The sequence below is a fragment of the Salinispora cortesiana genome (assembly GCF_000484695.1).
In the GTDB taxonomy this organism is placed as follows: Bacteria; Actinomycetota; Actinomycetes; order Mycobacteriales; family Micromonosporaceae; genus Micromonospora; species Micromonospora cortesiana.
Window position 1 is genome coordinate 26,026 of record NZ_AXVR01000005.1, and the last position, 11,371, is coordinate 37,396.

At 71.4% G+C, this 11,371-nt stretch carries 8 protein-coding genes and 1 pseudogene; 4 read left to right on the plus strand and 5 right to left on the minus strand.

All coding sequences use genetic code 11. From position 1 onward, the window contains the following. Positions 1 to 135 precede the first annotated feature (135 nt). Positions 136 to 1,346 (minus strand): annotated as a pseudogene (locus K228_RS25310) (RsbRD N-terminal domain-containing protein). A 201-nt stretch (positions 1,347 to 1,547) separates the two neighbouring features. Between K228_RS25310 and K228_RS0104105 the strand changes: the two are divergent. Further along, positions 1,548 to 3,203 carry an FAD-binding dehydrogenase gene (locus K228_RS0104105; RefSeq protein WP_025617268.1) on the plus strand — a complete coding sequence of 552 codons (1,656 nt, stop codon included), beginning with the start codon at positions 1,548 to 1,550 and terminating at the stop codon, positions 3,201 to 3,203. 96 nt (positions 3,204 to 3,299) lie between these two features. Here K228_RS0104105 and K228_RS0104110 read toward each other — a convergent pair whose 3' ends face one another. Next, on the minus strand, positions 3,300 to 4,079 hold the full coding sequence (locus K228_RS0104110) for a TIM barrel protein (protein ID WP_025617269.1): 780 nt from the start codon (positions 4,077 to 4,079) through the stop codon (positions 3,300 to 3,302). Between the two features lie 171 nt (positions 4,080 to 4,250). Further along, positions 4,251 to 5,465 (minus strand): MFS transporter, encoded by a 1,215-nt coding sequence (locus tag K228_RS0104115; protein WP_025617270.1) that lies wholly within the window; start codon positions 5,463 to 5,465, stop codon positions 4,251 to 4,253. A 168-nt stretch (positions 5,466 to 5,633) separates the two neighbouring features. Here K228_RS0104115 and K228_RS0104120 point away from each other — a divergent pair, with 168 nt between their 5' ends. The 3 genes from K228_RS0104120 (at position 5,634) to K228_RS0104130 (ending at position 8,529) form a co-directional block, all read left to right on the plus strand. After that, positions 5,634 to 6,620 (plus strand): LacI family DNA-binding transcriptional regulator, encoded by a 987-nt coding sequence (locus K228_RS0104120; RefSeq protein WP_025617271.1) that lies wholly within the window; start codon positions 5,634 to 5,636, stop codon positions 6,618 to 6,620. A 94-nt stretch (positions 6,621 to 6,714) separates the two neighbouring features. Continuing rightward, entirely contained in the window at positions 6,715 to 7,362 is a 648-nt protein-coding gene (locus tag K228_RS0104125; RefSeq protein ID WP_025617272.1) for a CatB-related O-acetyltransferase, read from the plus strand. A gap of 267 nt (positions 7,363 to 7,629) precedes the next feature. Then, complete coding sequence (locus K228_RS0104130) at positions 7,630 to 8,529, plus strand: hypothetical protein (RefSeq protein ID WP_025617273.1); 900 nt, start codon at positions 7,630 to 7,632, stop codon at positions 8,527 to 8,529. Positions 8,530 to 8,555: 26 nt separating this feature from the next. On the opposite strand, the gene K228_RS0104135 is transcribed toward K228_RS0104130, so the two are convergent. Continuing rightward, positions 8,556 to 10,178 (minus strand): ABC transporter permease, encoded by a 1,623-nt coding sequence (locus K228_RS0104135; protein WP_025617274.1) that lies wholly within the window; start codon positions 10,176 to 10,178, stop codon positions 8,556 to 8,558. Further along, a complete protein-coding gene (locus K228_RS0104140; protein WP_025617275.1) occupies positions 10,175 to 11,101 on the minus strand; it encodes an ABC transporter ATP-binding protein in 927 nt (308 codons plus the stop codon). Before K228_RS0104140 ends, K228_RS0104135 begins: the two co-directional genes overlap by 4 nt. Positions 11,102 to 11,371: the final 270 nt, after the last annotated feature.

Genomic DNA, 11,371 nt, shown 5'->3' on the forward strand with positions numbered 1-11,371 from the left:
GCTCCTCCTTGAGTCTCCAGTGCCGCCGGCCTCCAGTGCAGCACCTTTGGCTGAGCGCCACCTGTACGCCCCCTGATGCTGTGCTGGGGGTGCGGTGGATGGGGAGCCATGTCCGCACCGGAGGCACCCGCCGGCTCACCGTCCCGGGGGTGGGAGTGAGGCGTGCGTCACCGCGAGCACGAGCCGGTCCCAGGAGTGGGTCAGACTGCGGCCGGTGAGCTCGGTGAGACGGCGGAGCCGATGGCGCATGGTCTGCGGGTGCAGTCCGACCGCGGTCGCGGCCTCGATCGCCGACCCGTGGGTGAGGTACGCGTCGAGCCCTTCGAGCAGGTGGGCGTTGGCGGGGGTGAGCACCGGCCCGAGGACCGCGGCGTGCAGTGCGGCCCGGTCGACGGGGGGGGTGCGCCGTGCAGTACCGCGACGGTGAGCGCGTCGCCGCGGTCGAGCAGGGTCCGGCGGGCGAACGCCGCCGCGGGTGCGTGCTCGAGCGCGGCTACCGCAGCCCGGTAGTCCTGGGGCAGGGTCGCCGGGGAGGCACCGCTGATCAGGCAGGCCCGCCAACCGCCCGCAGCCACGGCCGTCGCAACCGCGGAGTGATCGTGCTCGTCCGGGAGCAGCAGGACACCCGCACCGGCGCGCATCATGCTCAGCAGCGCACCGGTAGTCAGGTCGACCGGGCCGTGGTCCGCGCCGACGGCTGGAGCCGCAACGAGCGCGGCGACGCGGGCCGGGTGGGCCTCCGGGCTCGTCGGGTCGCCGACGGCGAGGAGGAGGCCGAAGCTGGCGGGAACGCGGACGTTGAGCTGCTCGGTGCGGTCGGCGAGGGCGCCGGGCGAGGTCTGGCGACCGGCGAGCAGATCGTGCAGGAACTCGTCGATCAGCTGACTTCGGTCGGTGATCAACTCGGCGGCCTTATGCTGGTAGCCGTTGGCCAGCGCCTCGGACAACTCGTCGAGCGCGGCGACGAGGGCCTGCACCAACGCCGCGAGGTCGGCGACGGTCAGCCCGGGCGGGGCATGCTCGGCGACAGCGTCCGTGATGACAGCCGCCGCGACCCGATAGGCGCGCAACACCGCCAGCAGTGGCCGACCGTCGGTGGCCCGGGTGGCGCCGATGCCCCGAAAGCGGCTGATGTCCCGGGTGGTCAGCCGAGTACCGTCAACCCACATCTCGGTGAGCCGGGTGACGGCCCACCGGGCGATGGCCGTGACCTCCCGCAGTTGGGTGTCGCTGAGTTCGCGGTAGATCGGGACCTGGTCAACGACCGCGCCGACCATCTCGTCCACGAGGGTCGCGCTACGCTCCGTGAGCATCCGATGCACGGTCAGCCGTTCCGCGAGGCCCACCCCGGTCACCGCCCCTCGCACTGCCAGCCGGCCCGCCCACCCACGAACCGCGTGGGATGACCATACTCATACTCATCCGGCGCGGAAGTGGTGGCGTCACCCCGTTGACTGCGGCACGGTGAGGCAACCCCCGGCGCCGGCCCGCTCCCGCGATCGGCCCGGAAGCGGGTCAGTGCCCGCCCGCACCGATAGGAGGCATCCGTGGAAGCTGACGTCGTCGTGGTAGGAGCCGGTCTGGCCGGGTTGGTCGCCGCCGCCGAGGCAGCAGACCTCGGCCGCAGCGTGCTCCTCGTTGACCAGGAGGGGGAGCAGAACCTGGGCGGGCAGGCATTCTGGAGCCTGGGCGGACTGTTCCTGGTCGACAGCCCCGAGCAGCGGCGGTTGGGCGTTCAGGACTCCCTCGAGCTGGCCCGGCAGGACTGGTTCGGCAGCGCCCAGTTCGACCGCGACGAGGACCGGTGGCCGCGCGCCTGGGCCGAGGCGTACCTGGAGTTCGCCGCCGGCGAGAAGCGGTCCTGGCTGCGGCAGTACGGGCATCGCTTCTTCCCGGTGGTCGGCTGGGCCGAACGCGGCGACGGCCGGCCCGGTGGGCACGGCAACTCGGTTCCGCGGTTCCACATCACCTGGGGCACCGGTCCCGGCGTGGTGGAGCCGTTCGAGCGACGGGTACGGGCGCACGTCGACACCGGGCGGATCCGGTTCGCGTTCCGCCACCAGGTTGACGGGCTGCTCGTGGAAGCCGGTGCGGTGGTCGGGGTGCATGGCAGCCGGCTGGAGCCGACCACGGCCGAGCGAGGCCGGCCGAGCAGCCGGACCATGGTCGGCGAGTTCCAGGCCCGGTCCCAGGCCGTCATCGTCACCAGCGGCGGCATTGGCGGCAACCACGACCTGATCCGCCGGGCATGGCCGGCGCGGCTCGGCAGCCCGCCGAAGCGGATGGTGGCAGGAGTGCCGGCCCACGTGGACGGCCGGATGCTGGGCATCGCCGAGCAAGCCGGCGCCAACATCATCAACCCGGACCGGATGTGGCACTACGTCGAAGGGCTCCGGAACTGGGATCCGATCTGGGAGAACCACGGAATTCGCATCCTGCCCGGCCCCTCCTCGCTCTGGCTGGACGCCGCCGGCAACCGGCTACCGGCTCCGTACTTCCCCGGCTTCGACACCCTCGGCACCCTGCGCCACCTACGCCACAGCGGGTACGACTACTCCTGGTTCCTACTTACCCAGAAGATCATCGAGAAGGAGTTTGCGCTCTCCGGCTCCGAGCAGAACCCGGACCTGACCGGCAGGGACCTCAAGCTGCTGCTGTCCCGGGTGCGGGCCGGTGCTCCCGGACCGGTCGAGGCGTTCAAGCGGCACGGCGAGGACTTCGTCGTCGCGGACACCCTCGACGACCTCGTCACCGGGATGAACCGCATCGCCGACCCAGACGTGCCGGCGATCGAAGTCGGCCGGATCCGTACGCTCGTCACCGAACGGGACCGACAGCTCACCAACACCTTCTGCAAGGATGCCCAGGTCAAGGCGATCCGCTCCGCCCGCAACTACCGCGGTGACCGGCTCCTGCGGGTCGCCGCGCCGCATCGCCTCCTGGATCCGAAGGCCGGGCCGCTGATCGCCGTACGGCTCAATGTTCTCTCCCGCAAGACCCTCGGTGGGCTGGAGACCGACCTGGACGGTCGCTGCCGGACTCCCGACGGCGACGCCTTTCCCGGCCTCTACGCCGCCGGCGAGGTCGCCGGGTTCGGCGGTGGCGGCATGATGGGCTACAACGCCCTGGAAGGTTCCTTCCTCGGCGGCTGTCTCTTCTCCGGCCGGGTCGCCGGCCGCGCCGCCGCCCGCCAGATCAGCTGACGGCAAAGCCAGGCGGGGCCACCGTTCGGAGGTGGACATCCACCGTCCGAGGCGACGCTGACCCGCACCGCGATCGGGCGCGGTCGGCACACCCGGTCAACTGCGGGCGGCCTCGACGGCCGGCTGGGCGAAGACCTGGAAGGCCTGCCGCAGTGCGGCGACCGGGTCGCCCCGCGGGATGAACTCGTGGGTCACATACCCGGGGTAGCCGTGCTCCCGCAGCGTTGCGGCGATCGCCTGCCAGTTCACCTCCTGGCGGTCGTCGAGTTCGGCTCTGCCTGGCACACCGGCCACGTGGACGTGGCCAATAAAGGAAAACTTTTCCCTTATTGTCCGAATAAGGTCACCTTCCATGATCTGCATGTGGTACATGTCGTAGAGCATCCGCAGCGCCGGCGAGCCGACCCGCTCGACGACCGCCGCCGCCCACGCCGTTGAGTCGCACTCGTGCCCGACGTGGTCCACCTTCGAGTTGAGCGGTTCCAGCAGCAGCCCCACATGTGCGGCCTCGGCCTCGGCGGCGAGGGGCGCCAGGCCCTCGGCACAGATACTGATCCCGTCATGCGGAGGGCCGGACCAGTTGCCCGAAGCGACCGCAAGGTTCAGCACCCCTCCGGCGGTCGCGACCTCCAGGTTGCGGCGTACCTCATCGGCCAGCGCCCGGTGATTGGCCCGATCACTGAAGCCGACCTCGACACACTCGTGGCCATCGATAACAGTTAGTTGCAGGCCCAGGTCGTAGGCCTCCTGCCAACGGTCGCGGGGCAGGAATTCGACGCCCTGGCAGCCGATCGCTGCGGCCTGCCGCAACAGGTCGGGCGCCTGCTGCGGTGCCGCCGCGAACGACCACCAGGCGAAACACTGCTTGATGCTCACGATGCCCCCATCTCACTCATCGTGCGCGGTCCGGCGGCGGCACCGACGGGCCGGGTGGCGTCATGACCCCTTGGCCGTCAAAGTACGCGCCGCTGCTCCGGCACGAGGACCGGATGTCCGAAGTCGGGCCCGCCAGATCAGCTGACGGGTGCAGCTAGGCCGCCAGTACGGTCAGCGAGGAGGGCGGGTCGCCGGCAGCAGCGCCAGCGACGGCAGTAGCAGAATCGGCACGACCAACAGGGCGTGCAGCGTCCCGACCCGGTCCCCGATCAGGCCCAACAGGGGCGCTCCGGCGAGGAACGCGGTGTAGCCGATCACGGCCACCACGCTGACCCGGGCCGGGGCGTGCTCCTCCTCGTCGGCCGCTGCGCTCATCCCCACCGGGAAGCTGAGGGCAATGCCGAGGCCCCACAACGCTACGCCGGCGACCGCGACCGGCCCGGAACCGGCCAGCACCGCCACGCTCGCGCCGACCACGGCAAGCAGGATCGTGGCGCCGAGCACGGGTACCCGGCCCCAGCGGTCCAGGGCGAGGGTGCCGACGGTCCGGCCGATGGTCATGCCGATCACGAACACGCCGTAGACGGCGGCTCCGGCCGCCTCGGTGACGCCGTAGCCGTCCACGAATGCGACCGCGACCCAGTCGGTGGCAGCCCCTTCGCTGAACGCCGCGACCAGTACGAACAGACCGATCAGCAGGGTCCGTGGTTCCCGCCAGGCGGCCAGCAGCGCCCGGCGGCGGGCTGCCGGGGAGACTCCGTCGGCGGCCGGCGTTGTCTCGGAGACCGGCAGGAAGGCCCGGGCGCCGAACACCGCGCCGACCAGCACCACCCCGGCAGTCAGCGGCAGGTGGACGGCCACCGCCAGCCCCACCTGGGCGGCCACCGCACCGAGGCCGGCCCCGGCTACCGAGCCCAGGCTCCACGCGGCGTGGAACCGAGGCATGATCGTGCGGCCGAGCCGTCGCTCAACGGCAGCACCCTCGATGTTCATCGCGACATCCCAGGTGCCGGTGCCATAGCCGAAGGCGAAGAGGCCCACCGCAACCCCGGGCAGCCAGGCGGCCGTGCTGGCGAAGGCACCGGCGGTCCCCAAGCCCACGGAGACCAGAAGGGCCCCCAGCGCCACCGTCCGGGCGGTACCCAACCGCTGGGCGACCAGACCGGAGGTGGGCATCGCCACCACCGCTCCCGTCGACATGGCGAGCAGCAGCAGCCCGAGCCGACCCGCGCTGAGGTCGAGTGTCTCCCGGACCGCCGGTACCCGGGCAAACCAGGACCCGATGGCGAGGCCGTTGAGGGCGAACGCCACCGCGACCCCGGTGCGGGCGGCCAGCACCGACCGAGGGCCGGCAGCGGAGGCGACCGGAGTAGTAACGCTGTTCACGACAGGGGTCCTCTCGCGCAAAGTGATCAGGGCCGACCGCACGAGCACACCTCTGAGAACGTTCTCAGGGCAAACCGAAAAGTCCTCGCAGGCCATCGCCGTCGAGCCGAGCAATAATGTCCTGACCACACACGTCGCCCGACGGCGGGAAAACGGGGAGGGATCACGATGCCGGCACCGCAGCGTGCGCCGACTCTGGCGGATGTGGCGCGGGCGGCCGACGTCTCCCGGGCCACCGCCTCTCGGGTGCTCGCCAACAACGGGTACGCCGCGCCCCACACCCGCGACCGGGTCACTGCCGCCGCCGAACAGCTCGGCTACGTGCCGGACCCGGCCGCCCGCGCCCTGGTCCGCGGCACCGGTGTGCGGCTGGTCACGGTGGTCCACGGCACCTCACCCCAGGTGCTCGAGGACCCGTACGTCGACCAGGTTGTCGGCGCCGCCGCCCGGGTGTGCGCCCCGCACGGCGTCGGCGTGGCCCTGCACTGGCTGCCGACCCGGGACCTGGCCCAGCTGCGTCGGCTCGCCGAGCAGCGCGGGGTGAGCGGGCTGATCCTGGTTAACACCACCCCCGCGGTCCTGGCCGCCGTGCCGCCCACGCTGCGCGGCCGGGTCGCCTCGCTCGGCGTCGGCTCCCCCGTGGTGGCCTCCTTCGACATCGACAACGGTGGCGGCACCACAGCCCTGGTGGAGCACCTGTACGCCACGGGCCGCCGCCGCATCGCCATGATCAGTGGTTCTCGCTGGCTACCCTGCGCCGGCCGCTCGGTGCGCGCCTACCGGGCGGTGCTGCGAGCGGCGGGGCTGCCGCCCCGGCTGGTTCGGGGTGACTTCACCGCGGGCCGAGGGCGTGCCGCCACTCGGGAGGTCCTGGCCCGCTGGCCGGACACCGACGCGATCGTCGGCGCCAGCGACGTGACCTCGTTCGGTGTGCTCAACGGGCTCCTTCGGGATGGCGTCCAGGTCCCCGGGGACATCGCGGTGACCGGCTTCGACGACACCCCACTGGCCGCGATGACCAACCCCTCGCTCACCACGTCCACCCACCCGGTGGCCGGAATCGCGACTGCCGCCGTGACCGCCGTACTCAACAGCGACGCGGTCCTACCGCCAACACTCTTTCCGTCCCGCCCGGTGCACCGGATGAGCGGCTGACGTAACACGCTTCTCCGCAAAACGGGTGCAGTGATAGCCTCCCGCTTGGGTGCCGCAGCCCCGTCTCCCACCTTTTATCCAGAAGGAAGTTGCGATGACGGGCATTCCAGCCGACCCAGGGGTCCTACATCCGATGCCCGAACAGTCACGTGTGGTGCTGCTGAAGCCGCTGATCACCTCGCCACTGATCGAAGTCGGGGAGTTTACCTACTACGACGACCCGGACGATCCGACCGCTTTCGAGGTTCGGAACGTTCTCTATCACTACGGGCCGGAGCGGCTGGTCATCGGGAAATTCTGTGCATTGGGCGAGGGCGTGCGGTTCATCATGAACGGCGCCAATCACCGCCTGGACGGGCCCTCGACCTTCCCGTTTCCGATTATGGGTGGCTCCTGGAGCGAACACTTCGATCTCATCGCCAACCTGCCCGGGCGGGGTGACACGGTGGTTGGTAACGACGTGTGGTTCGGCTACCACACCATGATTATGCCCGGCGTCCACATCGGTAGCGGTGCGATCATTGCTTCTGGATCTGTCGTCGTTGACGATGTTCCCGAATACAGCATCGTCGGCGGCAACCCGGCCCGGGTGATCCGCCGCCGCTTCCATGAAGAAGAGGTTGCCCGGCTGATGGCGCTCGCCTGGTGGGACTGGCCGTTGCAACACATCACCGATCACATTCGTACGATCATGTCCGGCAGCATTGACGCTCTGGAGGCCGTGGCACCGCCAACGAGCTGATGAGTCTTGTTGTCCCCCAGCCACCACGACGCCAGCTCCGCGACCACCCACGGAGTTCACGAGGGACGGATGGCTGGCACCCACCCCGACCGACGACAGCAACAGAATCGGCACCGTCAGCGCGCCGCGCCGCTGCCGCCCCACTGGCCCGGTCCTTGTTAACGTGAGTAAGCGGCGACACCGCACCTGCCGGCACTCCCCTCGTACCTGGCACCGACCGCACCACCCTTCGGCCCGGCGGACCGGTTGACGGACGAGGGAGGCGACATGGCCGAAGGCCCGCCGGCGGAGATGCCCTCGCCGGCCGTACCCCCCGATCCGAAGGAGCATCGCCCAGCCACGCCCGACGCCGCGGGACCCGCCCGCTGGGCTCGTCCGGTGCGGGCCTGCCGACGGAGCGCCGCCCGGCTGGCAGCCGGAGTGCGGCGAGTCGCCACCCGGCTGGCACCGGCCGTCCGGCGGCTGTGGCGGTGGCTGCTCACCGTGGCCCGTACGGTCGACACAGCCGCGAAGCAGGGGCCGGCCCCGCCCCCACCACAGGATCCGATCGAGCGGCGTGAGCCGGCCGGGCAGATCACCGTCTTCGCCCGGGGTTACGTCTTCACCTTCACCATCCGCGCCGACCTCACCTGGCGTTCGCAGGGACTGCGACCCGATCAGCTGGCCTGGTACGCCCACTACTTTCTGCCACCGGCCACCCAGCGGCTAGCCAGCATCGCCGCCGATCTCGCCCGCACCGTCGCACCGCACCGGGCCGGTGAGCTGGAAGCGCAGCTGCAACGGAAGCTCGCCCAACAGGAACCGTGGTCGTTCGAGCGCGGCGGTCAAACGGTCACCTGCCGCCCCAGGGCACGGGTGCAGCTCGACGAGCGAGTCCGACAAGCCCTCCAGCCCTACTGGGAACGCGTGATCGCGCTGGACTGCCGGCACGAGGAGCTGCTGCGCCGCGCCCGCTACGCCGAGCAGCTCAACCGACGCTGGTCGGCGATCCTCGCCGACCTGCCCGACGCCGACGTCCCGGAGGCGGTCCGCGAGGAGCTGGCCCGCGCCCGGGAGCGGGTCCTCGCCGAGCAGCGGGCCGCCGCGCGGTGGAGCGGCGAGCTGCTACGCCAACGCCACACCGGCTCGGAGGCCGAAGCGGAGCCGGAGCCGGAGGTCTCCGGCTAACGGCCCGGAATGGAGCTGCGGGCCACTCAGTTGGGGACGTCGCGGCGGCGGAAGCCAGCCAGCCCGGCGGCGAACAGCGCACCGGCCACGGCGACAAGCAGCACCAGCGGCAGCGTGGTTGCCTCGACCGCCGGCACTGCGGGGACATGGGTGTACGGCGAGAGGTTGAGCACCGCCTGCGGCAGGTCGAGCGCCGCGCCGAGCTGCCCCAACAGCAGGAGCCCGATCAGCACCGCCCAGGACAGCGACACCGACCACCGGGGAACCAGCCCGAGCAGCGCGGTCACCAAGCCCGCCACCACCAGCAACGCCGGTAGCTGAAGCAGCCCGGCCCCGCCCAGTTCAAGCGCATTCCGGCCCGGATCGCCGGCTGCGAGTCCGTAGCCGAGGCCGGTCGCGAGCCCGGCCAGCAGCACGAGGACCGCCGCGCCCAGGACGGCGCCCACCACCTGGGTGGTCAGCCAGCGAACCCGGCCCACCGCAGTCGCGAGTACCGCCTCCAGGACGCCGCCCGACTCGTCGGCGCGGGTTCGCAGCAACGCCTGCACCACGTACGCGCCGATGGCCAACGCGAACACCCCCAGCATCGCGGCGAGGAACGCGTCAACCAGGTCGTCAACCCCGCCCCCCATCGCGGCGATCAGCTCGGCGGCGGCCGGATTCTCGGCGATCACATCGTTGACCTCGTCCGCGGCGAAGCCCATCGAGACCCCGAGGGCCACCACCGCCACCGACCAGCCGACCAGGGAGCCGCGGTGTAGCCGCCAGAGCAGCCCGCTCGGGCTGAGCAGGCCGGTGGCGGCCCGGGCCGGCCCCCGCCGGTCGCTGAGCAGGCCGGCGCCGAGGTCCCGCCGACGGGCGAGACCGAACGCGGCCAGGGTGGCGCCGATCAGCAACACGACCGGCAGGCCCAGAACCCACCACCGCTCGGCGCCGAACGCGCGTACCTGGTTGCCCCAACCGAGCGGGGAGAGCCAGGACGGCCAGGCGCTCACCAGTTGCAGGCCGTCCCGCTCGCCGAGGACATCCCCGGCGGCGCGGAGCAGGAACGCCACCCCGACGGTGGCCGCTGCCAGCGCGTTCGCACCACGGGAGGTAATCGTGAGCTGGGCGGCGACGGCGGCGACGCCGGTGAAGGCGACACCGACCCCACCGACCGCCCCGGCGGCGGCGAGGGATCCGGGCAGCGGCAGGCCGGCAGCCGCGAAGGCCAGCCCGAGGAGTAGGGCGGCGGCGACGTTCGCCCCGACGACAACCAGCAACGGGGCGGTGAGCAACGCATGCCGACCGACGACCGCCGCACCAAGCAGCTCCGCCCGGCCGGTCTCCTCGTTCTGTCGGGTGTGCCGGACGACGGCGAACGTGCTGACCAGGGCGGCGAGCAGGGTTAGCGTCAGGTACGCCTCGGCGACGACGATCGAGCCCAGCTCGGCGTTGAAGATCGGCCCGTTGAAGGCGCGCGCCACCACGCTGGTGAGCGCGGTGTCGGCATAGCTGAGGCGAGCGGCCTCGTCGGGGTAGAACTCGATGACACTACCGGCGAGGGCGAACCCGAGCAGCGGCGTACCGAGCAGCCAGGCCCCGAGCTTGATCCGGTCGCGGCGCAGGACGAGCCGGGCCAGTCGGCCGGTGCCGGTGAATGCGCTCACTGGGCCCGCTCCGCGCCGCTGTCGGCGACGACCCGGCCGTCGTCGGCCCCGTCGTAGTGCCGCAGGAACAGCTCCTCCAGGGTGGGCGGTGCACTCACCAGCGCCCGGATCTCAAAGCGGATCAGGTGGGTGAGCAACGCGTCGAGGTGCTCCGGCTCGACCTCCAACCGGACCCGGCCGTCAACGGCCCGGACCTCGTGCACGCCGGGTAGCTCCGCGACGCCGGTCAACGGGCGCACCGTCTCGACGGTGACCGTGGTGCGGGCGAGGTGCCGCAGCTCACTCAGGGAGCCGGACTCGACGGTACGGCCGGCGCGGATGATGCTGACCCGGTCGCAGAGCGCCTCCACCTCGGCGAGCACGTGACTGGAGAGCAGCACCGTGGCTCCGTTGCCGGTGAGCCGCCGGACCTCTTCCTGGAACACCGCCTCCATCAACGGGTCGAGCCCGGAGGTCGGCTCGTCGAGCACGTACAGCTCGACATCGGAGGCGAAGGCGGCGACGATCGCCACCTTCTGCCGGTTGCCCTTGGAGTAGGCCCGGCACTTCTTGGTCGGGTCGAGGTCGAATCGCTCCAGCAGCTCATCCCGACGGCGCTGGTCCAGGCCACCGCGCAGCGCCCCGAACAGGTCAATCGCCTCCCCGCCGGAGAGGTTGGGCCACAGGTTCACGTCGCCCGGCACGTAGGCGAGTCGGCGGTGCAGCGCCACCGCGTCGCGCCAGGGATCACCGTCGAGCAGCTGCACCTTGCCGGCGTCACCGCGCAACAGCCCGAGCAGGACGCGGATGGTGGTGGACTTCCCGGAGCCGTTGGGCCCGAGGAAACCGTGCACCTCCCCCGCCTCCACCTGCAGATTGAGCCCGTCGAGCGCGCGGACCGCACCGAAGCTCTTCACCAGTCCGTCAATCGCGATAACGGGCATGGCATCTCCTGTCGCCGTCAGTTCGCGCTGGTTACGCGTGTCCGGACCCACCCGGTGAACCGATCGCCACCAGCCTAGGGGTCCCGCGCCACGCTATACCGATCTCGAATCCGGCTCTGAACTCGGTCCGGCCGGCGGCGGGCACCGGACCGGGTTTGAGTGACCCGATCACGGGTACCCGGCGCACCCGTCCGCGGGACGGGGGCCCGGGCCCATGCCCGGTGGCCAGATGAGACGGTGCGACGGGACGGTAGCCATGAATTCGACGCT

Excerpts from the sequence above, each read along its gene's own strand:
- K228_RS0104120 (WP_025617271.1), top strand. The coding sequence starts at position 5,634 with ATGCCGGCACCGCAGCGTGCGCCGACTCTGGCGGATGTGGCGCGGGCG.
- K228_RS0104125 (WP_025617272.1), top strand. The coding sequence starts at position 6,715 with ATGACGGGCATTCCAGCCGACCCAGGGGTCCTACATCCGATGCCCGAA.
- K228_RS0104130 (WP_025617273.1), top strand. The coding sequence starts at position 7,630 with ATGGCCGAAGGCCCGCCGGCGGAGATGCCCTCGCCGGCCGTACCCCCC.
- K228_RS0104140 (WP_025617275.1), bottom strand. The coding sequence starts at position 11,101 with ATGCCCGTTATCGCGATTGACGGACTGGTGAAGAGCTTCGGTGCGGTC.